Source organism: Bacillus methanolicus (assembly GCF_028888695.1).
GTDB lineage: Bacteria > Bacillota > Bacilli > Bacillales > Cytobacillaceae > Bacillus_Z > Bacillus_Z methanolicus_B.
Map to the genome: position 1 here is coordinate 532,800 of NZ_PNFF01000001.1, position 22,527 is coordinate 555,326.

Genomic DNA, 22,527 nt, shown 5'->3' on the forward strand with positions numbered 1-22,527 from the left:
AAACAGCCTCTTTTGTGGGGGCTGTTTTTTTTACAATTACAAAATAAAACAAGAAAATAAAGACTAGGTATATTCTGTAAAGTAATCGAAAGTGTTATTAAGTGTTTCCCTTCACAATGCTCTCGAAAAACGTTTCATTTGTCAATTTCGTTCAGCTGATTATATGATTGAAGCAGCTTAACATTCCTTTTGAAAAATAGATGCAATTTTATCAATATAAAAGTGAGGTGAATGAACATGCATTCAGTACAACGGAAATTGACAGCAATTTCTCCTGCAACAGGGAAAGTGATTGCAGAAATCGAAGAAACACCATTAGGTAAGGTTTCAGCGATTTATGAACAGGCAAGAGCGGCATTTCCAGTATGGCGTGACCTTTCCATTGCGGAACGGATCACTTATTTAAAAAAATTGAAAGAGGTCATACTAACGGAGCTGGAAAATATCTCGGCGATTATATCCGATGATACGGGTAAAGTGAAAACTGAAGCCTTAACAGCTGATTTAATGCCGACGCTGGACGCAATTGGCCACATTTCAACAAGTGCGCAATCAGTTTTAAAGCGAAAGCGGGTTAAGACGCCATTATTGTTGTTTGGGAAGAAATCCTACATTGAATATTTTCCAAGAGGGGTCGTTCTTGTTATTTCGCCATGGAATTACCCGTTCCAACTGGCAATGGTGCCGGTACTTAGTGCACTTGCAGCGGGAAATACAGTGATTTTAAAGCCTTCCGAAGTTACACCGCTTGTTGGAAAATGCATGGAACAACTTTTCAAAAAAGCAGGATTTCCGGAAGGGGTTGTCCAAGTCGTACATGGAGGAAAGGAATTAGGGGCCGCACTCACGAAAGAAAAGCCGGATTATATATTTTTTACTGGATCCGTTAAAACAGGGAAAATCATTCAAGAACAAGCAGCTAAAGATCTAATTCCTACGACACTGGAACTCGGCGGTAAAGACCCAATGATCGTATTTGCCGATGCCAATATTGAAAGAGCTGCAAAAGGCGCCGTATGGGCGGCTTTTACAAATAGCGGGCAAGTTTGTATGAGTGCAGAAAGGATTTATGTAGAGAGACCTGTTTTTCGGAAATTCGTTGAATTGGTGAAGAAGGAAGTTGAAGCTTTGCGCCACGGGATCGAGGAAAATGACGATGTCGGTTCAATGACATTTCCGGCTCAAAGAGAAATTGTTAGACAGCAACTGGAAGAAGCATTGGCTGAGGGAGCTGTTATTGAAACAGGCAAACCGCCGCATGAATGGGATGACGGAATGTTTCTTCCTCTTACGGTAGTAAGCAATGTACAGCAGCGTATGAAAATAATTCAAGAAGAAACTTTTGGTCCGCTTCTCCCAGTTATCCCGTTTGACAGCGAGGAAGAAGCTATCAAATATGCCAATGATACGGAATACGGCCTTAATGCCAGTGTTTGGAGCAGTGACATTGGTAAAGCAAGGAGAGTCGCATCCAAATTAATAACAGGTTCAGTCGTCATAAATGATGCCATCATTTCATTTGTTAACCAATCCCTTCCTTTCGGTGGAGTAAAAAAAAGCGGAATCGGCCGTTATCACGGGAATGCGGGGCTGCTAATATTTTGCCATGAAAAAGCAGTCGTCGAAGATTTGGGTAAGCGTATATCAGAAGTATATTGGTATCCTTATAAAGGGAAGTATCCTATCTATTTAAATTTTTTTAAAAGTTATTTTTCTGAAAAGAAAGATTGGGTCGGAATCGTCAAAAGTTATCTTAAGTTAATGAAAAAATCTTAAATTTTGGGCCGTTCTTGCAAATGGAACGGCCTTATTTACTTTTTATTCCATTTCTAGGATTTACAACATAAAAAATGAAAAGTAGCGCAAAATATCATTACTGATGTAATGCTGGAGGATTTAGGATGAAACCGAAAATGAAAATGACCGCTGTTTTTTCTTTATTTTTCAATATTTTTATTAAAGAAATAAAACATTAATTGTCAAATGAACAAAATAACAAAACTTGAAGCGGTCTTATGGAGTATTGCATTACCCGGTTTCAGCCAACTATTATACGGAAGTTTTCTTAAAGGAATTTTGTTTGTCGTGTTCGAGGTTTTCATCAATTTGAACAGCAACTTTAATTTAGCCATTATGTACAGTTTTCAAGGGGAAATCGAAAAAGCATTTGAAGTGACTGACTTTCAGTGGCTTATGTTTTACCCGTGTTTATATATGATGGCCATGTGGGATGCCTACAAAGCAGCAAGCCAAGAGGAAGAAAAGTTTTCTTTTCTCCCATTTGTTTTTGGAGCTTACTTTGTTACGGTCGGATTAATGTATTCTCCTACATTTAAGCTTTTTGGAGTATTTCCCGGCCCTGTTTTTACACCGATGATATTTTTGATACCGGGAATTTCTATAGGTTTCCTCATAAAATTTTTACTTTTAAAATGCGACAATCAAAAACAATAGCTGCAAAATCTGCAGATCACGATCTAATTTCGAAGAAAAGCTGTTTAGGGATGTTATTGCAGGGAAAATATTCCTTATTTTGTTTCTTTATCTTTACCCCCACAAAAACATTATCTTAATACGTAACCATTTAATGAAAAAGTGGCCACTTAATAAATTCGAGAGGTGTATGAACGAAAATCTTTTATAAAGATAAAGAACAAAATTTAAAAAAGCTTATAAAACAGATAGCCAATAGTATTGGCTATCAGACTGTCGACAAACCGCAACTCAAATGCTTCATTTGAGTTGCGGTTTGTCTTTTTTTTGCTCATCATTTTCTAAGATTCTTATCTTATTTAGGCTGGACATGGTCTTTTCCATGTCCAGTTTGCCATTTTCTTTAAGTTCATGGCAGCGAAAGTAAGCATCGCCTGCATGGACAATTTTTCCAGTCCCCGAAGGGTTGTCCATCGCATGCCATGCTTCTCTTTTCCATCGGCAAAGACTCGTTCAATCGTTTCTTTGCGCTTCTCATATATGTTTTTATTGATCTCTGTATGCCTTAAATGATCGGCTTCTTCCACATAATGTTCCCAAATGTGGCGATGAATGAATTTGGTATGATCTTTATTTTGGGTACACTTTTCTAAGAACGGGCACGTTTTACATATTTCCGGATTAGAAGCGTACTGTCGATATCCTTCTCTTGTCGTGGTTCGGTATTCAAGAATTTGGTTGTTTGGGCAGATATAACAATCATAATGTTCATCGTATACATACTCATACTTTTTAAAGAAACCGTCTTTTGTTCTTGGTCTTGTATATGGCATAACGGGACGAATCTCTTTGTCCAATAGACTTTTCGCATTCGCTGGGGTTTTGTATCCGGCATCTACGGCTACTGCAGTTGGTTTGCCTACTTTTTCGATGACTTGTTCGAGTAATTGACCAAACACCTGACTATCATGAATATTCGCTCCCGTTACCTTGGTAGCTAAGACAAAGCCTTTTGCGTCACATGCGGTATGAAATGAATAGGCAAACATCTTTTCCCGTTCATCTTTTACGTAATAGCCACTATCAGGATCTGTTTTACTGACCTTTATTTCCTTGGTTTCTTCCTTCTCTTTCGGGGGAAAGGGCTTTTTTCCATGGTTTTCGCGGTCTTGGTTAATCTCTAACTCTAATTGCGCTTGATAGCTTTTTGTTTCTGCCCGGACAATTTTCTTATCGTACTTCTTTTTATTGGCGCTTGCTTTGACATGTGTAGAATCAATAAAGGCAACAGAAGGGTCTACTAACCCTTTATTCATCGCTTCTTCTAAGATACGATAAAAAATCTGTTCAAATAAATCAGTACCTTGAAAGCGACGAACATAATTCTTGCCGAACGTTGAAAAATGAGGAATTTTCTCTGTGAAACCATATCCTAAGAACCATCGATACGCCACGTTGGTTTCAATTTCTTTGATCGTTTGACGCATGGACCGAATACCAAATAAATACTGCACAAAGACCATTTTAATGAGCACAACAGGATCAATACTAGGCCTTCCGTTATCTAGGCAATAGGTATCTTTGACAAGATCGTAAATAAAATCAAAGTCTATGGCTTGTTCAATCTTCCTTACCAAATGATCTTCTGGAACCAATTGATCAAGAGCCACCATTTCCAATTGATTTCGATTATTGACTGTACGCTTCGATAACATCCTAAATTTCCCCCGTTAACCAAGAATTCTATCCCTATTGTACAAAAAAAGCCTGTAGATTTAGCCCCTAGTTAGGGACTTTGTCTACAAGCTGCTAGCCAATAGTATTGGCTATTTTTTCTAATTGTTAAGGAAATTATAAATTTCATATGTTGTGTATAACTTTGAAATGAGTTTGTTGTAATCTGGCTCCAGCGCCCAGCCCCTCGAGGTCACAAGCCAAATCACTCCAGAGTCTATCGACTCTTGCGTGATTCGTCTTGTGCTTGTCGGGGCTAAACGGGGCGCTTGCGCCTTTTGTTCTGCCTTGCCTTAAAATTCAATCATGCCTTCATATGGTATAATGTGTTGAGTAGAGAGGTGAGGCGATGCTGAGCTTTTTATTTATTGCGAAAAAAAGAAAGAGAACATTGGAAGAAACGGTTGCGTTAATTCAAAAAGGCGATACAAAACTCCTAAATGAGTTAATTCATTCATATAAGCCGTTTATAGCCAAAACGGTTTCAGCTGTTTGCAAAAGATATATCCATGAATCTGATGATGAATTTAGCATTGGTCTTATTGCATTTAATGAAGCGATCCAAAAATACTCCCCGGAAAAAGGGAATTCTATGTTAAGCTTCGCCGAAATTCTTGTAAAAAGAAGAGTAATTGATTATATTCGAAATCAAACGAAAAACAAAAGTTTCAGCCTTTATATTGGTTCTGAACAGGAAGAGGAAGACACCCCGAGAACATCCATCGAGGATGACGCATCAATCGAAAACTATAAGAAAAAAAACGAAGAAGAAGTTCTCAAAGAAGAAATTATTCAATTTCAACAAGTATTAAAAAAATTCGGCTTAACATTTCAGGATTTAGTAGAAAATTCTCCAAAGCATGCAGATGCCAGAAAAAATGCAATGTTCGTAGCAAAAACTCTTGTGGAAGATGAAGAATTAAAGGTATTGCTGTTAGAAAAAAAAAGGCTGCCGATTAAGCATTTAGAAAAAAAAGTTCAGGTCAGCAGAAAAACAATTGAACGCAACCGAAAGTATATTATCGCTATTTCAATTATTTTATTAGGGGATTATTTATATTTAAAGGATTATATTAAAGGGGTGTTAGAAACGTGAAAAAGGGGATTATCATGGAAATAGACGACGTTTTTTTAACGTTGTTAACCCCTGATGGCGAATTTTTGCGGGCAAGAAAGCAGCATAATCATTATCAAATCGGGCAGGAAGTTGATTTTTTTCCAGTTGCGGCAATAGATAGAAAAAAGCCGCTTTTAATGAACCTGTTTTCTTCTTTTAAAGGAAAAGCGGTTGCGGCGGCCGCACTGGCAATGCTTTTATTAGTGATTTTGTTTTTTCCCTATTATCAAAATGGCCAGGTTTATGCGTATATGTCGATTGACATAAATCCGAGCTTGGAACTTGGGGTCAATGAAAATCTTCAAGTAATTGAACTGACATCATATAATAAAGAAGGACAAACAATTATTAAGGAAATTGATGATTGGAAAAAAGAAGATTTTGTCATTGTTACAGAAAAAATTCTAGCTAAAATTAAAGAAAAGGGCTACATTAACGAGAATAAAGATTTGGTTATTTCTACTGTTTATGCAGGTAAAAGAGAGACATCTTCTGACCGGGAAATTATGAAAGAATTGAAAAAAATCGAATCAGACATGCAGAAACAAGATCTTAAAGTGACAATCATTGAAGGGACTGCCGAAGAGAGAGAAAAAGCAATTAAGCAAGGTGTCACTACCGGTACATATAAAAAACAGCAAGAAATAATATTCGAAACTTCTTCAAGTAAGAAAATCGATACGCCCGTATCTCAAGAGAACAGAGCAAATGATAAAAATCGCAGTAAGCCCCAGTTTGGAGCAAAACAGCAACATAACATGGTCGAAACGAATAAAGAAACTTCTCATATGCCCGTACCCGGGTTTCAGAAAAAAGAAGTTCTTCAGAAACAAAGGGAATTAGAAGAGAAAAATCAGAAAAGGCAGCATGAAGAGAATCCATTTCCTATACAGCATAAGAAGCAAGAAAACAAACCGAAAGAACATGATGAAAATCGGGATCAACATAATAAAGATGACAAGTCTGTAAATCAGTCGAGAGAAAAGAATGAGAGCTATCAGAAAAATAATTTTGGCGAAGTGAAAAATAGACTGCGCGAAGAAAAAAACAACATTGATGTACAAAAAAATAAACTGCGTCAAGAAAAAAATAATTTTGGTGAATTAAAAAATCAACAACGTCAAGAGAGAAACAATAATGGTGAACAGAAAAATAAACCACGCCATGAGAAAAACAATAGAGGCGAACAGAAAAATAAAGCTGGTAAAGAGAAAAATAATACTGGCGAAAAGAATCAAAGAAAAAAAGGGGATAAACATGATAAAGAAAAGTCCGGTGATTAAAACCGGACTTTTTTGCCATTTTATTTGATTTTTATTGGTTGTTTTGTCCTGATAATTGGGCTTGAGCTTGTTGTACAAGCCGTTTTGTGATTTCTCCACCTACGGAACCGTTTGCACGGGATGCCGTATCAGACCCTAAATTGACTCCAAATTCTTGAGCAATTTCATATTTTACTTGGTCTAAGTATTGTTCAAGCCCCGGAACAAGCAATTTATTACTGCTTCTAGCCATCTATTTCAACTCCTTGCTCATTTTACAGAGAAAATTCTCTGTAACAGTAGTTTAGATCACAAGAAAAAATTCATGTGTGGAAATGTTTATCGGTAATGGTACGAATAAGGGACGGACCCATCAGGAGTCAGCCCTTTTCTTAGTCTTTCCCGTGACCAACGTCTTTTGTCGGATGCATAAAAGGAGATCCTTGCGGCTTCTTTTTGCTTTCAAGTAGTTCTCTGTTTTCGGAAGTATTCCAGCCGATATCATTCGTCGGGTGCACCCATTCGTCCCCCGACATAATCGCAGGGTCAGTATTGTCGCTCCATTTTTCAAGCGGGGAATCAGGAGATGCGTACTTGCTGTCTCCAATGATAACTCCGAACGAATTCTCGAATGGAGGTTCCATCTCTATTCCGGTTCCTTTAAAGCTTGGTGCATGAATTTGATGTGGCAACGTTCCGTCTATATCGAGCTTTTTCTCTTTCATAGTCTCATCCTTTTTTATTTATTTTTTGCCCTTTTTGTGTTCTTATTAGAAAAAAAGGATTGAAAAATAAGGAAAATGATGAATGAATGTTTTCTGCTGATATGATAAAAAATAAAACCATGCTATTGATAAAGCAGGAGGCAAAAACATGGCAAAGAGAAAAGCGGAAGTGAATGCAGTAGAAAAATATAGTAAAACACCGAAAAAAAATCTGCAGGAAAGCGAATTTTCCGCAGAATTCAGTCAAGGTGAAGATCCGATGAAAATGGCGAACCGAAATTCCAAACACGGAAGAGAAGGAAGAACGTAAAATGAAAAAGAAAAAAGATAAGCAAAACGCAAACAGTGCGAATGTTGAATTTGGCAGCGAATTTGGAGATATAAATGCAAATAAATTTTTCGAGATATCATTTATGAATCAAAAAAATAAGGAAAAATCTGATCAGAAGTCAGATTGCTAAAAAGAAAAGCCGGACCTGCTTTTAAGAGGCCGGCTTTAACGTTTTCTTTTTACATGTGTAAATAACTGCTTTTTCTTCATCGGGCGGGAAATAAGCAAGAATCGATGTCGGTTCCATTTCGATTTGTCCGGTCTTCAAGTATTTTTCTAAATCAAATGGAACTTCCTCTAGCATCGTATGCTTGTAAAGCTCTTTTTCAGAAATATTTAATTGTTTAAACCCTGAACCGAGCATTTCTGGATCTTTAAGGAACATTTGATATAAAGCGGATCTTTCTTGTTTATCGTAAGTTGGTTCCCACCACGGTTTTCTTGGTTTATATTTTTGATTGGCAAGGTAGTCATATTTCATTAGCCCTTCAATAACAGGCAATTCTTTCAGTTTCATTGCATGTAAAAAATTCAATAATCGCTTGAACAAATCTTCAAGCTGATGGCCGATTTTTTCCCAGCCATTTTCTTCCCAATACGTTCCGAATTCTTGGAAGAAATCAAAAGGAGTAGGGAAGGCTTTTGATACAAGGTATTCAATCGTATGATCCATCCGGTGATCATTCCAATATTTTTCAAGCACATCTTCAACTTGCTTTATTTTTATAATATCTTCAAAGGACAGAACATTATTTCCGAGAATTTCATATGGCGCATGTTCCATATAAATATATTGATGTTCATTTGCGCGAATCCTTAAACCGGTGCCTCTTAGCATCTTTAAAAATCCAAGCTGGAGCTCTTCAGGACGCAATGCAAAAACATCGTTAAACGTTTTCTTAAATGATGCATAGTCTTCTTCAGGAAGCCCGGCAATTAAGTCTAGATGTTGAGCAATTTTTCCGCCATCCTTCACCATTGTGACCGTACGGGATAACTTTTCGAAATTTTGCTTTCTCATGACAAGTTCATTCGTATAATCGTTTGTGGACTGAACCCCGATCTCGAAGCGGAACAGCCCCGGAGGAGCATTTCTGTTCAAGAATTCAATAACTTCAGGGCGCATAATATCGGCGGTAATTTCAAATTGAAAAACGGTGCCCGGTACGTGTTCGTCGATTAAGAATTGGAACATGTCCATCGCATAGCTTCTGCTGATATTAAATGTCCGGTCTACAAACTTGATTGTTTTGGCACCATGTTTCATTAAATAACGAATATCTTCTTTTATTTTTTCACGATCAAAATAACGTACGCCAATTTCGATGGAAGAAAGGCAAAATTGACAGCTGAACGGACAGCCCCTGCTTGTTTCAATATAAGTTATTCGTTTAGAAAGATGAGGAATGTCCTCTTCAAACCGAAACGGGGAAGGGAGTTTCTTCAGGTCGAGTTTATTGCGCTGAGGATTTATCTTTACTTTACCTTCGTTTCGATAGGCAATCCCGTGCACGTTTGCGAATTGTTGATTCCCGTTAAGTTCTGAAAGGAGCTGTTTGAAAGTTTCTTCACCTTCCCCGATCACAATAAAATCGAATTCGGGAACCTTCTCCATCCACTCCATTACATCATAGGAAACTTCAGGACCGCCAACAATGATCTTGATGGCAGGATTGATTTTCTTGATCATTTTGATCACTTTTATCGTTTCTTCAATGTTCCATATATAGCAGCTAAAACCAATGATATCAGGCTTTTTTCGGAAAAGATCTGTCACAATGTTCATCGCAGGGTCTTTAATTGTATATTCTGCAAGTTCAACAAGATATTCCGGTTCTGCATATGCTTTTAAATAGCGTATTGCCAAGTTTGTATGAATGTATTTTGCATTCAAGGTCGCACAAATTACTTTCATTTATTTCAAACTCCTTCAAGAGGAACTGCATAATTAAAAACAAGTACTTATTATATCTCATTGTGAAGTTTTTTTCTATAAAATTTTACAATACTAACTATCCATGTCTGCAGCAGCTTTAGTCTTGATAATTTAAATTCAATAAGAGGCTGTGCTAAGGAAATAGTAATTTGGCTCGATAACACAATCGTAAGAAGCAACGAAATTCCTGCAAGCAATAAGAAGTTTTCAGGTTCATGGAAAAATTTTTGGATTTCACTTTCACGGAATGTCCGGACAAAAAATCCATGAAGCAAATATACATACAATGAATTTTTTCCCAAGCTGGTAAAGAAATATTGTTTTCTTGGAACGAAAGCAAAAAAACTGAAAACCATGATCACACTTAAAATATACAACCCCAGCCTTGTAAACATTGCTGTGAATGAAGCTTCTCCGAGTTCCCCATATGGTTTTGAACCGAGCAGCCATTCATAATTCATTTCCGGATAGATATAAAATCCGATAAATACGACGATAAAGGCAGCAAGAGAAAATAATCGAAATTTTACACTAAATAAGGCGGATATGTGTTCTTTTCTTAAGTAATATCCAAGCAAAAAGAACGGAAAAAAGACGAAAGTTCTTGATAAGCTTAAATAATTTGAAACCGAATCGACGTATCCGATCAAAAGCCCAATAATAAGTGCTGCGGCGATCGATGCGGCAGCTTTGTATTTAGCAAACAGCAAGAGCATCATATTCCAGCAAAATAAACTAATAAGGAACCAAAGAGACCAATGAGGATCGAACGGATCCATTTTTAGCTCGGACTGCTCATATAAGAAATAATAGAAAATAGAGTATATGATTTGGAAGATAATATAAGGTAAAATTAATTTTTTAGCAATTTTTTTTACATATCCTTTTTGATAAAAACCTTTTGCAAAAAAACCTGAGACGACGATAAAAGCAGGCATGTGAAAGGTATAAATTACTTTATAGATTGTATAGATGATTTCGTGATTTTCGATAAAGGGCCGGAGCAAATGCCCGAAAACGACAAAGAAGATTAAGATAAATTTTGCATTATCGAAGTAATAATTACGTTGTTTCATTGTTGTCCTCCCTAATTTCTGACCCCGTAATTATCTATATTTTTATATCCTTCCCTACTTTACCATGCTGTAAACTAGTAGTTCAGTGTAAAATTATCGGTGTATATGGAAAAAATAAAATAAATTTCTAACTATAAACAGGTAAATTTGTGTTTGAATGGCAAGTATTTCTTTCAAACCTCTCATACTTTTATTATAATAAAAAAAACATAATCTTCTTTTATCTATATGTTAAGATTTCGTTTACGTTCAGGTTTTATGAAATAAGGGGGCAAATCATGAAAGGGGTCCAAAAGGTTTTATACAATAAAGAAAAAAAGGGCAACAAGCGAGAAAACCTGCCCCATTTTTTAACCGGTCTTAATTTTTGGCAAAATTTAAGGCTGGGGCAAAAATATGGAGTTGCATTATTTATTACTATTGGATTGTTCACGCTTTCTACTATTATTACATTCGGTCTATTGTCCCAGGTAAACTCAAAAATGGATTCTGTGAAAGAAACGGGCGAAAAGGCCATAAATTTGACGGAAGCTGCAGCAATTTTTCATCAAAAAGGAAGTACGATTGGGAATTATATTATTGATTCAAATCCTAAACATATAACATATTTTGACGAGTTAACCGAAAACTTTGATCAATTAAAGAAAAATATTTATTCTTCTCTTACGACATTGGAAACTAAGAAATTATTTCAACAAATAGATGAGAATGACAAGAAAATTACATTACTGTTTACCGATGTGATCAAACCTGAGGTAAAGAATCAGCACGAACGCGAGTACAGGCTTGGAAAGCTCCAAGCAGATCAGTTAATTGCAGAAACGGTAATAAAGCTTGACAAACTGCATGAAATTTTGAAAAAAGAACAACAAAATGCCGTCACTACTGCAAAAGCCGGTTTAATTACTACTTTAGTTGTTCTTGTTGTTTCAATTTTTGTATCTGCTCTATTAGGAATATCAAGCATCTTAATTATCGAAAAACTTGTTTCCACTAAACTAGGCCAAATCGTGAACGTTTCAAACGAAATTGCAGCAGGGAATTTAAAAGTAAAAGCGGTCGAATATGACGGAAAAGATGAAATTGCAGAATTAAGCAAAGCGACCAATTCAATGAAGGAAAAACTCCAGTCAATGATCCAGGAAATTTCCGTTGTTTCAAATTATGTAAAAAATAAAAGCAGCGAATTAAATACAGCAGCAAATGAAGTTAGGGCAGCGAGCCAGCAAATTACTTCGACCATGCAGGAATTGGCCGGAGGTGCGGAAGAACAAGCAAATTCTGCAACCGGTTTGGCTAAAATGATGGAAGACTATTTGCTAAAAGTGAAAAAAGCAAGTGATAGTGGAATGATGATTCGAACTGCATCGAATGATGTGCTATCAATGACAAAAGACGGGGATAAGTTGATGAGTGAATCCCAGCAGCAAATGGAAAGAATCAATGAGATTATGAAATTGTCCGTAGAAAAAGTCCAGGGACTCGACGAACAGACGAAACAAATTTCAAAACTCGTTCAAGTTATTCAAGAAATAGCAAACCAAACAAATCTCCTTGCCTTAAATGCTGCGATTGAAGCAGCCCGTGCCGGTGAACATGGAAGAGGATTCGCCGTAGTAGCAGATGAAGTACGCAAACTGGCTGAACAAGTTTCGTTCTCAGTTTCGGACATTACGAAAATTGTAAAGGGTATTCAATCAGAATCAGACAATGTTGTTTCCTCCCTTCAAGCCGGGTATAAGCAAGTGGAAGAAGGCACCGAGCAAATCGAAATTACCGGACAAACCTTCCATAAGATTTATGAGGCTGTATCGCTTATGGCAGAAAAAGTAAATGAAATTGGGAGCAGTATGGAGCAATTGGCTAATAGTTCAGTTGAAATGAACAGATCGATCGAAAATGTCGCATCTGTTTCTGAACAATCTGCTGCAGGCATAGAACAAGCCAGTGCTTCCATTACGCAAACAAATTACACTGTGGAAGAAATATCAAACAATTCTCAATCGCTTTCAGAATTGGCCGATCAATTAAATGCCATGATAGGAAAATTTAAATTGTAAAAAACAGGCCGTTTCATTTTAGAAACGGCTATTTCCTCAGGCTCTGAATGGAGGATTTATTGGATATTTTGTCGAATTAATATTAATTATTGGAAATTGCTGTGAGGAGGAAAAACAGTGGAAGGAGCTTTAACGAACGAAGAATGTCAGCAGCTGCTGGAGAAAATTTCTGTATTAGAAAAAGAAAATAAAAGATTGAAAGAAGAACTTGCAAATAAAAATGAAGATTTATACATAGATTTATTTGAAGAAGCCATCGATGGAATCGTATTTTGGCGGGAAAACGGGGAAGTGGTAAAGGCTAATAAATCTGCGGCAAAAATATTTGAATGCAGCCAAAATGAATTATGCGGAAAGATACTTTTCGATTTTGTTTATGAGAAAAACGAAAAATTCCATAGAATTGTCAGAAAATTAAATAGCACCGGAGCGATACGTGACGAACTGCTCTTTCTTATGCCAAACGGTCAGAAGAAATTGCTTGAATTTACTGCCAAAATAAATCGAAACGGACTTAATATTATGATTTTGCGGAACGTTACTGAACGTTTTAAAATGGAAAAGAAGCTTAGAGAGAGTGAGCAAAAATTCCGGAAGATTTTTGACGGATCTTTTGAAGGCATCATTCTTTGGGATGAAAATTTCAAAATCGTTGATATAAATCAAACTGGAGTTAAAATGCTTGGTCTTACTAAAGAAGAAATAATCGGCCAATCTTTAACCACCTTGTTGAGCAAATACAATGTAAAAAAAGAGAATCTTGATGAGCATATGAAAAAACTAGAAAAAGACGGGCAGATAACTGGTACGCTTTCTGCAAAGATGAATGATTCAAAACAAAAGTATTTCGAATTTTCGGCAAAATCTAATTTGATCTCCGGCTTAAATCTTTCCGTTTTTCGTGATATTACAGAAAAATTGGAAATGGAGGAACAGCTCAGGAAATCTGATACTCTTCATGTTATTGGCGAACTAGCAGCCGGCATTGCCCATGAAATCCGAAATCCGATGACAGCACTTAAAGGATTTATTCAATTGCTTCAGGGGAGCATAAAAGAAGATCATTCAATGTATTTCCACGTCATTTCGACAGAATTGCAGCGCATGGATTCGATTATTAATGAATTCTTAATTTTGGCAAAGCCGCAAGCAGTGAAATTTGTCGAGTTCAACGTCGTAAAAATTATGAGAGAAACAGTCGAACTTTTAAATGCCCAGGCAGTATTGCATGATGTACAGTTCAAAACCTATTATGAAAAAGATTTGCCATTGTTATACTGTGAGCCAAATCAATTAAAAAAGGTGTTTATCAATATTATTAAAAATGCCATTGAAGTGATGCCAAATGGCGGTATCATAACGGTTTCAGTGAAGAAAACAAATGACAATAAAATACATATTTCAGTAGAGGATGAAGGACCCGGCATGTCTGAAGAAAAAATTATGAAACTTGGTGAACCTTTTTTTACAACAAAAGAACGAGGAACAGGGCTTGGTTTAATGGTCAGTTATAAAATCGTTGAAGAACATAATGGCATTATCGATGTACAAAGCAAAGAAGGAATCGGAACAACCTTTCATATTTATTTACCGATTCATAAAGGCAGTGAAGGAAAAAGTTTATGAGAAAATATACGATCTGCCCATCGGAAATTGGGAACTTATATATTGTTGCAGAGGATGAACAATTGGCTGCAATTCATATTGGCGAAGACGATTTTAATGTCAATGAAACTTCTGAAGAAATAGTATATGACCCAGATCATCCGATTCTTTTAAAGTGTGTATGCCAACTCAATGAATATTTTGAAGGAAAACGGAAAAATTTTGATTTGCCTCTGAAGCAAGTTGGAACTGACTTTCAATTAGCTGTCTGGAACCAGCTTATCCGAATACCTTTTGGAGAAACGAGAAGTTATCGAGACATTGCTGAAAAAGTCGGGAGACCTAAAGCGGTAAGAGCTGTTGGTCAGGCAAACAAAGCAAATATGTTTCCGATTATCGTTCCGTGCCACCGAGTGATCGGGAAAAATAAATCGTTAACCGGGTATGCTGGAAACCGAGTAGATATCAAGGAAAAACTTTTATTACTCGAAAAGGCGGAATTCAAATCGAATGAAATACGCAAAAAGAAAAAGCAGACAGTATAGAGTCTGCTTTTTGTTACCGTTTCTTACAAACTATCTTTAATATTGGAAATGAGCTCGTTTATGTTTCCAAACTGTTCTCTTGAAACAATTAGTTTTTTTCCAAGATTTAATGTTCTAATTTTCGCATTTATCCGTTTGCTCTGATCGCTTATCCCATCTAAATCGGCAACATGGGCTAAGCCTATCGTACGGCGAATTAGTTCGCAGCCGGCAAATCCGATCGAATCTTTGAAATATTTTTTGAGCACTTTCTCCAGGTAGCCCTCCGTTTTGGAATAAGGTTCCGTATTCGATTCAGCCCATAATCTGCTAAATTCTTCAGTAAATGTTTCCCAAAAAGTTTGAATATGCGAAAAGATGCTTTCTTGTTTGCTTTCGCAAGAGATCGCCTGGAAAAGAAGATTGGCGATCACTTGGCCGAGGTCAAAGCCGGCTGGCCCGTAAAAAGCAAATTCAGGATCGATTACTTTTGTTTCAGTCTTACTCGCAAAAACGCTGCCAGTATGTAAATCTCCGTGAAGCAGGCATTCAGCCTCCGTTAAGAAACTTTGTTTTAAAATGGCTGCTTCAAGTTTAACCTTTTCATCAGCCCATAATTTTTTCACTTCGTCTCTTAATTCTTCCTCAAATGAGTTTGTCTCTGAATCAAAGAATGGATCAGTAAAGACAAGGTCTTCTGTTATTTTGCAAAGTTCCGGGTTAATGAATTTTTGGACTAATTCTTTCTTATCACTAGGTTTTAATCCAAAATCGGAGGTAAAAAATAAAGTATTCGCAAGATATTCACCAAGGTGCTTTGAGATCAGAGGATATTCTTCTCCCTGAATTAGTCCTGTTCGTGCAATCGAAAGATGAGAAAGATCTTCCATCACTGTGATTGCAAATGTTTCATCACTGAAATAAACTTCAGGAACAAACTCGGGAGCAAGTTCTTTAAAAAGCTTTAACGCATCTGCTTCAATTTTTGCTCGTTTTAATGTAAGAGGCCAAGACTCGCCAACGACTTTTGCGTATGGCAGAGCTTGTTTGATAATGACACTACTCCCGCGTAGCGGATCTTTCACCCGAAAAACAAGATTTAAGTTTCCATCGCCGATTTCTGATGTGGTTAACTCGGCATCTTCATAAAATAAATTTAAATTTTTTGCTAATTCTGCTGCTGAAGCTTCATTAAGGGTTTCATAGTTTTGTTGCTGCAATAAAGCCATGTCAATTATTCCTCCTTAATCAAAGAGGCTTATCAATTATAAAAGCCTCTTTCTCATATTGAAAGAGGCTTGAAGATTAATGTACTTCTCGCCTCTTATCTGTCAGAAAGTTTCCTTTCTGTTGGAATTAGCACCGTGCCTTGCAGGGTAAAACCCCGGCGCATGTTGCGCCCCATTTTGCAATGGTATTACAGTCGGTTGCTGGGCTTCATTGGGCCAAGTCCCTCAGCCTGCTCTTGATAAGAGAACATTTATTGTTTTTTTGTAAAATTCGTTTGATTGAAATAATAACAGTGAAAAAATAGATATGTCAATATTTTTTCAAATTTCCTAATAAAAGTCCGGCATTCGGTCTTCGAAAATAGGGATCATTTTCCGAACCTTTTCTGTCTCGCTCAAATTAATTTCGGCAACAAGAATTTCTTCCTGCTCTCCGGCTTCTGCAATGATTTCCCCCCACGGATCAATAATCATGGAATGACCCGCGAATGTATTGTTCGGGTCTTGCCCGGAACGGTTGCAGGCAATGACAAAACATTGATTTTCGATTGCGCGTGCGATTAAGAGGCTTCGCCAATGGGAAAGTCGGGAATGAGGCCATTCTGCCACAACAAACAATGCTTCTGCACCTTCCGCAGTATGAGTGCGGATCCATTCCGGGAAACGAATATCGTAGCAAATTACCCCTGCAAATTTTCTGTTTTCAAGCTGAAATAAACCTTTTGATTTTCCGCGGGTCAAAAAAAGATGTTCATTCATCAGCTTGAATAAGTGGAGTTTACTGTATTCGTGAATTTTATTGCCGTGTTTGTCGACAATCAAAAGCGTGTTAAAGACTCCTTCAGAGGTTTTGTTTGCAACGGAGCCACCAACAAAATGGATCCCGTGTTTTCTTGCTGCATTTTGCAGAAAAACAGTTGTTTCACTAGCATTTTCATCGGCTATTTCATTGATTCGAGTCAAATCATATCCTGTAGTCCATAATTCCGGAAGAAGAATTATATCCGGTTTTTTTGCAGCAGCTTCTTGTATAAGATTTTCCGCAGATTGAAAATTTTTTTTCGGATCGCCGAAGGCAAGATCCATCTGAATACATGCTATAGTTAATTTCATGACCTTCACCCTGTTTGAAAAATTTTATTCTTTACAAGCTTACATTTACGTTATATTATTTTTGACTAGAATTTCAACAATTTTATAAAATGAAAATAATTTCTGATTGTAGGTGTAACGATGAAACATTTCTCCCAATCTGATTTATTAAACAGCCTTCCGAAACAATTTTTTGCTTCGCTTGTAAAAAAAACAAACCAATATATTGAGAAAGGCTATGATGTCATTAATCTAGGCCAGGGAAACCCTGACCAGCCGACTCCTGAACATATTGTGAAAAAACTTCAGCAAGCTGCAGCAAACCCTGTGAACCATAAATATTCACCATTTCAGGGATTTCGATATTTAAAACAAGCAGCTGCGTTATTTTATAAACGGGAATACGGGGTGGAACTGGATCCGGACAAAGAGGTGGCAATATTGTTCGGCGGGAAAGCCGGGCTTGTTGAAATTCCGCAATGTCTGTTAAACCCGGGGGATGCCGCTCTCGTTCCTGATCCGGGATACCCGGATTATTGGTCAGGGATTGTATTGGCTCGTGCTGAGATGATCACCATGCCGCTCCGTGAAGAAAACGACTTTCTTCCTGATTTTGCCGATCTGCCGGAAGAAGATGCAAAAAAAGCAAAATTAATGTTTTTGAATTACCCGAATAACCCGACCGGGGCAACGGCGACAAAAGAATTTTTTGAACAGACTGTCAAGTTTGCCGAGGAAAATGATATTTGTGTTGTTCATGACTTTGCATATGGAGCCATCGGCTTTGACGGACAAAAGCCGCTAAGCTTTTTGCAGTTTGAAGGTGCAAAAGATGTCGGTATTGAAATTTACACACTCTCTAAAACTTATAACATGGCAGGATGGCGGGTCGGGTTTGCGGTTGGAAACGAAAGTGTGATTTCTGCCATTAACCTTTTACAGGATCACTTGTATGTCAGCTTGTTTGGAGCAGTTCAGGAGGCCGCAGCTTCTGCGTTGACAGAGTCTCAGGAATGTGTAGAAAAACTGAACAAAATGTACGAGTCAAGACGAAATGTTTTGATTAACGGGTTAAGGTCAATAGGCTGGAACGTAACAGCTCCAAAAGGATCATTTTTTGCCTGGCTGAAAGTGCCGGATAACTTTACATCAGAACAATTTTCTGATTATCTTCTTGAAAAAGCGCATATCGTCGTTGCGCCGGGCATTGGCTTTGGCAAGCATGGAGAAGGCTATGTCAGAGCAGGATTACTGACTTCTGAAGAAAGACTTTTAGAAGCAGTTGAGCGAATTAAAGCTTTAAAAATTTTTTAAAATGATGGATTGACAAATCAAAATATTCCTGCGATAATCCAAATAAATCTAGCGCGTAAAAAATTGAATATGAACCAAATATTGTTTTCTTATCAAGAGCAGGCGGAGGGACGAGCCCAATGAAGCCCGGCAACCGACTTATTTTATAAGCACGGTGCTAATTCTTGCAGCAATAGCTGAAAGATGAGAAGATCTTAGTTTGCAGCACTAACCTCTTCTTGTCGAAGAGGTTTTTTTGTTGCGTAAGAAAGAGGTTATCAACCGGTTTTTGAATTTATCGACCAGTCTTAAGGATATCGATGCCTGCCGAATGGGAGCAAATGCACCTTGAACGGGAGTAAACTCCTGATAAACAAAAATAAACATTTTTCGTAAGTATTAACCAGTTTCCATGAAAGGAAGATTCCAATTGAGTGAAATCATTGCGACGTACTTAGTGTTTGACTCCAAACATGACCCTGAAAAAAAAGCGGAAGAAATTGCCCTTGGGCTAACAGTCGGTTCCTGGACCAATTTGCCTGAACTCGAAAAAAATCAGCTCAAAAAACATAAGGGGAGAGTCGTTTCTGTAGAAGGTCTGGCACCCGGGGGAGCTCAAAAAGAAACGGAAGCTTTGATTAAAATTGCCTATCCGACAGTGAATTTTTCATTTGACATTCCAGCCATATTAACAACTGTTTTCGGAAAATTATCAATGGATGGAAAAATAAAACTGCTGGATTTACAGTTTAGCAGCGAGCTAAAAAAAGCTTTTCCCGGACCGCGATTCGGCATTCCCGGCATCCGTGAAAAATTAAATGTGTACGATAGGCCGCTCGTCATGAGTATTTTCAAAGGCTTAATTGGCCGGGATCTTAATTATTTGCTATTCCAGCTAAAGGAACAGGCAAAAGGCGGAGTCGATATTGTGAAAGATGACGAAATACTGTTTGAAAATGAGCTGACGCCATTTGAACAACGAATAACTGAAGGGAAAAAAGCTCTCCTTGATGTTTTTGAAACAACCGGGCACCGGACATTGTATGCAGTCAATTTAACAGGGCGTTCGTCAAAGCTTCGTGATCAGGCAAGAAAGGCTGCGGAATTGGGTGCAGACATATTGCTGTTTAATGTGTTTTCCTATGGCTTGGACATTCTTCAAGAGCTTCGGGAAGATGATAACATTGCCCTCCCGATTATGGCTCACCCGGCATTCAGCGGCGCGATCACCTCATCACCTTACTACGGTTTGTCTCATTCGCTTTTACTCGGTAAGCTAACCCGCTATGCGGGAGCCGATTTCTCTTTGTTTCCTTCACCGTATGGGACGGTTGCACTTGAAAGAGACAAGGCACTTGCGATGGCTGTAGCTTTAAGAGAAAGAGAAGACTATAAGCCGAGCTTTCCGGTTCCTTCAGCAGGCATTCATCCAGGCTTGGTGCCTCTTCTTGTACAGGATTTTGGAATTGACAGCATTATCAATGCAGGCGGCGGTGTTCACGGACATCCGGATGGCACAAAGGGAGGAGGACTTGCATTCAGGCAGGCAATTGATGCAGTTCTTTCCGGCAAATCACTATCCGAAAGCGCGGAGACCTTTCCAGAACTTAGAAAGGCAATTGATTTATGGGGTTCCTTCGAGGTGAACGTATGAAAAAATTTGCCGTATTTTGTGATTTTGATGGAACGATTACGGAAAAAGATAATATAATTTCGATTATGCAAAATTTCGCTCCTTCTGAGTGGATTCAAGTGAAGGACCAAATTTTAGCTCAGGAAATTACAAACCAAGAGGGAGTAGGGAAGATGTTTTCCCTTCTCCCAAGCAGATTAAGAAATAAAATTGCCCATTTTACTGTTCAGAATGCCTCTATTCGCCCCGGATTTCAAGAGTTCATTGATTTTCTTAATGAACATGATATTCCATTATTTATTGTTAGCGGCGGAATTGATTTTTTTGTAGAACCAATTCTTAAAAGATTTGGACCTTTTGCAGGATTATATTGCAACGGAGCTGATTTCAGCGGGGAAAATATTGAGATTCTATGGCCGTACAGCTGTGATGATTATTGTTCAAATGGTTGCGGCTGCTGCAAGCCTTCCGTTATCAGAAAACTGGAAGGAAACAGATTTTATAAAATTGTGGTTGGCGACTCGATCACGGATTTAGAAGCAGCTAAACAGGCTGATTACGTTCTTGCCCGGGATTTTTTAGAGGATAAATGCCGGGAACTAGGTATTCGATTTGATTCATTTGAAACATTTTTTGATTGTATAGAATCTATTAAAAAGATGATTGGGGTGAGAGCATGAGTTTGTTGGCTGAGAGATGGAATGAGCTTGCTGATGTAAAAGATGAATTGGCGGAAAGAGACTGGTTTATGGGGACGAGCGGGAATCTCGCAATTAAGGTTAGTGACAAACCTTTGCAATTTCTTGTAACAGCAAGCGGCAAAGACAAGCGAAAACGTACGGAAGAGGATTTTCTTCTTGTTGACGAAAACGGTCGGCCGGTAGAAAACACTCACTTAAAGCCATCAGCTGAAACTTTGCTTCATGTAGAAATTTACAAAAAGACGAATGCTGGATGCAGTTTGCATGTGCATACAGTTGATAACAATGTCATTTCCGAAATTTACGGTGATAAAGGTGAAGTGAAATTTCAAGGTCAGGAATTAATCAAAGCGTTTGATATATGGGAGGATGACGCTGTACTTTGTTTTCCGATTATTCATAATCATGCCCATATTCCAACATTGGCAAGAACATTTTCTGAGCACGTCAAAGAGGATACAGGGGCTGTATTAATTCGAAACCACGGCATTACTGTCTGGGGAAGAAATGCATTTGAAGCGAAAAAAATTCTGGAAGCGTCGGAATTTTTATTCCGTTATCAATTAAAGCTTCTTGAATATAAGTCATATCAACAGTTAAGAGTTGTCTAAAAAATGAAAGGAGAATGAAAAATGGCGTACATAGTCTTGCAAAACAGTGGAGAAAAAATTGAAATTCAAGAGGATGTAGCTGTATTTTTAGAAAATCAAGGAGTAATTTATGAGCAATGGGATATATCAAAGCTTCCATCCAATCTTCGAGAAAAATATTTATTAACAGATGAAGAAAAAGAACAAATTCTTGAAGTTTTTAAAACCGAAATTGAAGACATTTCTGCCCGCCGAGGATATAAAGCTCAGGATGTTATTTCTCTGGCAGAACATACACCTAATCTGGAACAGCTGCTCGAAAATTTCCAAAGAGAACACCATCATACAGATGATGAAGTCCGATTTATTGTCAGCGGTCATGGAGTTTTTATTATTCAAGGAAAAGACCACAACTTCTTTGAAGTGCATTTAAATCCCGGAGATTTAATTTCCGTTCCAGAAAATACCCGCCACTATTTCACTCTTTCAGATGACCGTAAAGTGGTTGCAGTAAGAATTTTTGTTACAACAGAAGGCTGGGTTCCCATTTACGAAAAGGAAGAAGTCGAACAGTAAGAAGTTCCGAATAGGGTCTGACTCCCTCCAACAATATATTTTGAATTGGAGGGGTCTGACCCTTTGTTTTTCAGTCAGCCCCTTTTTAATTTAATCCTTATTTCTCCAAAAAATGCTTTAAAATCTTCCATCATCCTTTAAAAAAATTGTCGAATAGAACAGCATTTTTCAGACTTTTAGTCGAAAAAAATTTTTTAGGAAAAATAATGTCTAATTTTGCGATTCTATTTACATTCATAGAAATTCTTGTAATATTGAAGTAATGTATTTACGAATATTCTTAAGAAGATTGAAAAGATTAGGAGGAAAAGAGGTTGTGTACTAATAAACAAAGGATGATGAAAGAAATTCAGCACAAGAGGGAAAAAATGATTGACTCCGCTCAAAAACATGGGCTAACAAGTGAGAGAACGATTCGCTGCAGCCAGGAATTGGACATGCTTCTTAATGAATATCAAAGGACATTTCAAAGCAGATCAAACGGTAATAAAGTAAACACTACTCGAAAACAAATTTTTGTAGCAATGCCAAAGGCAGTTGCCAATGCATGAAAAAAATTTGTTTATTAATAGAAATTTAGAAAAATTGATTACATAGTCATTTCCATTTT

The 22,527-nt window shown here is 37.5% G+C and carries 22 protein-coding genes and 2 riboswitches; of the genes, 15 read left to right on the forward strand and 7 right to left on the reverse strand.

The features are described 5' to 3' along the window. Nucleotides 1–237 precede the first annotated feature (237 nt). Nucleotides 238–1,776, forward strand: coding sequence for an aldehyde dehydrogenase family protein (locus C0966_RS02735; protein ID WP_274853651.1), 1,539 nt, complete (start codon nucleotides 238–240; stop codon nucleotides 1,774–1,776). A gap of 207 nt (nucleotides 1,777–1,983) precedes the next feature. After that, nucleotides 1,984–2,454, forward strand: a complete 471-nt coding sequence (locus C0966_RS02740; RefSeq protein ID WP_274853652.1) for a hypothetical protein — start codon at nucleotides 1,984–1,986, stop codon at nucleotides 2,452–2,454. 338 nt (nucleotides 2,455–2,792) lie between these two features. On the opposite strand, the gene C0966_RS02745 is transcribed toward C0966_RS02740, so the two are convergent. After that, nucleotides 2,793–4,148: an IS1182 family transposase gene (locus C0966_RS02745; RefSeq protein ID WP_274853653.1), complete on the reverse strand. Its 1,356-nt coding sequence runs from the start codon at nucleotides 4,146–4,148 to the stop codon at nucleotides 2,793–2,795. Between the two features lie 368 nt (nucleotides 4,149–4,516). On the opposite strand from C0966_RS02745, the gene sigI reads away from it, so the two are divergent. Together sigI and C0966_RS02755 are read left to right on the forward strand one after the other, a co-directional pair. After that, a complete protein-coding gene (gene sigI, locus C0966_RS02750; RefSeq protein WP_274853654.1) occupies nucleotides 4,517–5,263 on the forward strand; it encodes an RNA polymerase sigma factor SigI in 747 nt (248 codons plus the stop codon). Beyond that, nucleotides 5,260–6,567 (forward strand): anti-sigma factor domain-containing protein, encoded by a 1,308-nt coding sequence (locus tag C0966_RS02755; protein ID WP_274853655.1) that lies wholly within the window; start codon nucleotides 5,260–5,262, stop codon nucleotides 6,565–6,567. Before sigI ends, C0966_RS02755 begins: the two co-directional genes overlap by 4 nt. Before the next feature lie 31 nt (nucleotides 6,568–6,598). On the opposite strand, the gene C0966_RS02760 is transcribed toward C0966_RS02755, so the two are convergent. Then, nucleotides 6,599–6,799: an alpha/beta-type small acid-soluble spore protein gene (locus C0966_RS02760; RefSeq protein WP_274853656.1), complete on the reverse strand. Its 201-nt coding sequence runs from the start codon at nucleotides 6,797–6,799 to the stop codon at nucleotides 6,599–6,601. 139 nt (nucleotides 6,800–6,938) lie between these two features. After that, complete coding sequence (locus C0966_RS02765; RefSeq protein ID WP_274853657.1) at nucleotides 6,939–7,271, reverse strand: DUF3905 domain-containing protein; 333 nt, start codon at nucleotides 7,269–7,271, stop codon at nucleotides 6,939–6,941. 148 nt (nucleotides 7,272–7,419) lie between these two features. Between C0966_RS02765 and C0966_RS02770 the strand changes: the two genes are divergently transcribed. Both C0966_RS02770 and C0966_RS02775 read left to right on the forward strand, forming a co-directional pair. Continuing rightward, complete coding sequence (locus tag C0966_RS02770) at nucleotides 7,420–7,581, forward strand: hypothetical protein (RefSeq protein WP_274853658.1); 162 nt, start codon at nucleotides 7,420–7,422, stop codon at nucleotides 7,579–7,581. A 1-nt stretch (nucleotide 7,582) separates the two neighbouring features. Next, the gene (locus C0966_RS02775; RefSeq protein ID WP_274853659.1) at nucleotides 7,583–7,732 is read left to right on the forward strand and encodes a hypothetical protein; all 150 of its coding nucleotides are present in this window, start codon (nucleotides 7,583–7,585) and stop codon (nucleotides 7,730–7,732) included. Nucleotides 7,733–7,753: 21 nt separating this feature from the next. Here C0966_RS02775 and C0966_RS02780 read toward each other — a convergent pair whose 3' ends face one another. After that, complete coding sequence (locus C0966_RS02780; RefSeq protein ID WP_274853660.1) at nucleotides 7,754–9,517, reverse strand: B12-binding domain-containing radical SAM protein; 1,764 nt, start codon at nucleotides 9,515–9,517, stop codon at nucleotides 7,754–7,756. 50 nt (nucleotides 9,518–9,567) lie between these two features. After that, a complete protein-coding gene (locus tag C0966_RS02785) occupies nucleotides 9,568–10,614 on the reverse strand; it encodes an acyltransferase family protein (protein WP_274853661.1) in 1,047 nt (348 codons plus the stop codon). 278 nt (nucleotides 10,615–10,892) lie between these two features. Between C0966_RS02785 and C0966_RS02790 the strand changes: the two genes are divergently transcribed. The 3 genes from C0966_RS02790 (at nucleotide 10,893) to C0966_RS02800 (ending at nucleotide 14,824) form a co-directional block, all read left to right on the forward strand. Further along, the gene (locus C0966_RS02790) at nucleotides 10,893–12,674 is read left to right on the forward strand and encodes a methyl-accepting chemotaxis protein (RefSeq protein ID WP_274853662.1); all 1,782 of its coding nucleotides are present in this window, start codon (nucleotides 10,893–10,895) and stop codon (nucleotides 12,672–12,674) included. Between the two features lie 117 nt (nucleotides 12,675–12,791). Next, nucleotides 12,792–14,300: a PAS domain-containing sensor histidine kinase gene (locus C0966_RS02795; RefSeq protein ID WP_274853663.1), complete on the forward strand. Its 1,509-nt coding sequence runs from the start codon at nucleotides 12,792–12,794 to the stop codon at nucleotides 14,298–14,300. Then, entirely contained in the window at nucleotides 14,297–14,824 is a 528-nt protein-coding gene (locus tag C0966_RS02800) for a methylated-DNA--[protein]-cysteine S-methyltransferase (RefSeq protein ID WP_274853665.1), read from the forward strand. The genes C0966_RS02795 and C0966_RS02800 overlap by 4 nt, the downstream gene beginning before the upstream one ends. 23 nt (nucleotides 14,825–14,847) lie before the next feature. Here the strand turns inward: C0966_RS02800 and mtnK are convergent, their stop codons facing one another. Both mtnK and C0966_RS02810 read right to left on the reverse strand, forming a co-directional pair. Beyond that, nucleotides 14,848–16,032, reverse strand: coding sequence for an S-methyl-5-thioribose kinase (mtnK, locus tag C0966_RS02805; protein ID WP_274853667.1), 1,185 nt, complete (start codon nucleotides 16,030–16,032; stop codon nucleotides 14,848–14,850). A gap of 92 nt (nucleotides 16,033–16,124) precedes the next feature. Continuing rightward, a riboswitch (SAM riboswitch) is annotated at nucleotides 16,125–16,278 on the reverse strand. A gap of 84 nt (nucleotides 16,279–16,362) precedes the next feature. Next, nucleotides 16,363–17,145: a carbon-nitrogen family hydrolase gene (locus tag C0966_RS02810; RefSeq protein WP_274853669.1), complete on the reverse strand. Its 783-nt coding sequence runs from the start codon at nucleotides 17,143–17,145 to the stop codon at nucleotides 16,363–16,365. A gap of 120 nt (nucleotides 17,146–17,265) precedes the next feature. Here C0966_RS02810 and C0966_RS02815 point away from each other — a divergent pair, with 120 nt between their 5' ends. From C0966_RS02815 to C0966_RS02840, 6 genes are all read left to right on the forward strand, one after another. Continuing rightward, the gene (locus C0966_RS02815) at nucleotides 17,266–18,438 is read left to right on the forward strand and encodes a pyridoxal phosphate-dependent aminotransferase (protein WP_274853671.1); all 1,173 of its coding nucleotides are present in this window, start codon (nucleotides 17,266–17,268) and stop codon (nucleotides 18,436–18,438) included. Nucleotides 18,439–18,524: 86 nt separating this feature from the next. After that, nucleotides 18,525–18,628: riboswitch (SAM riboswitch) on the forward strand. Between the two features lie 219 nt (nucleotides 18,629–18,847). Continuing rightward, nucleotides 18,848–20,071 carry a 2,3-diketo-5-methylthiopentyl-1-phosphate enolase gene (gene mtnW, locus C0966_RS02820; RefSeq protein WP_274853673.1) on the forward strand — a complete coding sequence of 408 codons (1,224 nt, stop codon included), beginning with the start codon at nucleotides 18,848–18,850 and terminating at the stop codon, nucleotides 20,069–20,071. Continuing rightward, entirely contained in the window at nucleotides 20,068–20,730 is a 663-nt protein-coding gene (locus C0966_RS02825; RefSeq protein ID WP_274853675.1) for a 2-hydroxy-3-keto-5-methylthiopentenyl-1-phosphate phosphatase, read from the forward strand. The genes mtnW and C0966_RS02825 overlap by 4 nt, the downstream gene beginning before the upstream one ends. Beyond that, complete coding sequence (locus C0966_RS02830) at nucleotides 20,727–21,362, forward strand: methylthioribulose 1-phosphate dehydratase (RefSeq protein ID WP_274853677.1); 636 nt, start codon at nucleotides 20,727–20,729, stop codon at nucleotides 21,360–21,362. Before C0966_RS02825 ends, C0966_RS02830 begins: the two co-directional genes overlap by 4 nt. Before the next feature lie 21 nt (nucleotides 21,363–21,383). After that, nucleotides 21,384–21,917, forward strand: coding sequence for a 1,2-dihydroxy-3-keto-5-methylthiopentene dioxygenase (locus C0966_RS02835; protein WP_274853680.1), 534 nt, complete (start codon nucleotides 21,384–21,386; stop codon nucleotides 21,915–21,917). Nucleotides 21,918–22,231: 314 nt separating this feature from the next. Beyond that, a complete protein-coding gene (locus tag C0966_RS02840) occupies nucleotides 22,232–22,468 on the forward strand; it encodes an aspartyl-phosphate phosphatase Spo0E family protein (RefSeq protein ID WP_274853682.1) in 237 nt (78 codons plus the stop codon). Nucleotides 22,469–22,527: the final 59 nt, after the last annotated feature.

What these genes read in the sequence shown, in the direction of transcription:
- mtnK (WP_274853667.1), bottom strand. Translation starts at nt 16,032, where the DNA reads ATGGCTTTATTGCAGCAACAAAACTATGAAACCCTTAATGAAGCTTCA.
- C0966_RS02760 (WP_274853656.1), bottom strand. Translation starts at nt 6,799, where the DNA reads ATGGCTAGAAGCAGTAATAAATTGCTTGTTCCGGGGCTTGAACAATAC.
- C0966_RS02830 (WP_274853677.1), top strand. Translation starts at nt 20,727, where the DNA reads ATGAGTTTGTTGGCTGAGAGATGGAATGAGCTTGCTGATGTAAAAGAT.
- C0966_RS02740 (WP_274853652.1), top strand. Translation starts at nt 1,984, where the DNA reads ATGAACAAAATAACAAAACTTGAAGCGGTCTTATGGAGTATTGCATTA.
- C0966_RS02775 (WP_274853659.1), top strand. Translation starts at nt 7,583, where the DNA reads ATGAAAAAGAAAAAAGATAAGCAAAACGCAAACAGTGCGAATGTTGAA.
- C0966_RS02735 (WP_274853651.1), top strand. Translation starts at nt 238, where the DNA reads ATGCATTCAGTACAACGGAAATTGACAGCAATTTCTCCTGCAACAGGG.
- C0966_RS02815 (WP_274853671.1), top strand. Translation starts at nt 17,266, where the DNA reads ATGAAACATTTCTCCCAATCTGATTTATTAAACAGCCTTCCGAAACAA.
- C0966_RS02770 (WP_274853658.1), top strand. Translation starts at nt 7,420, where the DNA reads ATGGCAAAGAGAAAAGCGGAAGTGAATGCAGTAGAAAAATATAGTAAA.
- C0966_RS02810 (WP_274853669.1), bottom strand. Translation starts at nt 17,145, where the DNA reads ATGAAATTAACTATAGCATGTATTCAGATGGATCTTGCCTTCGGCGAT.
- C0966_RS02800 (WP_274853665.1), top strand. Translation starts at nt 14,297, where the DNA reads ATGAGAAAATATACGATCTGCCCATCGGAAATTGGGAACTTATATATT.
- C0966_RS02765 (WP_274853657.1), bottom strand. Translation starts at nt 7,271, where the DNA reads ATGAAAGAGAAAAAGCTCGATATAGACGGAACGTTGCCACATCAAATT.
- C0966_RS02835 (WP_274853680.1), top strand. Translation starts at nt 21,384, where the DNA reads ATGGCGTACATAGTCTTGCAAAACAGTGGAGAAAAAATTGAAATTCAA.
- C0966_RS02790 (WP_274853662.1), top strand. Translation starts at nt 10,893, where the DNA reads ATGAAAGGGGTCCAAAAGGTTTTATACAATAAAGAAAAAAAGGGCAAC.
- C0966_RS02745 (WP_274853653.1), bottom strand. Translation starts at nt 4,148, where the DNA reads ATGTTATCGAAGCGTACAGTCAATAATCGAAATCAATTGGAAATGGTG.
- C0966_RS02825 (WP_274853675.1), top strand. Translation starts at nt 20,068, where the DNA reads ATGAAAAAATTTGCCGTATTTTGTGATTTTGATGGAACGATTACGGAA.
- sigI (WP_274853654.1), top strand. Translation starts at nt 4,517, where the DNA reads ATGCTGAGCTTTTTATTTATTGCGAAAAAAAGAAAGAGAACATTGGAA.
- C0966_RS02785 (WP_274853661.1), bottom strand. Translation starts at nt 10,614, where the DNA reads ATGAAACAACGTAATTATTACTTCGATAATGCAAAATTTATCTTAATC.
- C0966_RS02780 (WP_274853660.1), bottom strand. Translation starts at nt 9,517, where the DNA reads ATGAAAGTAATTTGTGCGACCTTGAATGCAAAATACATTCATACAAAC.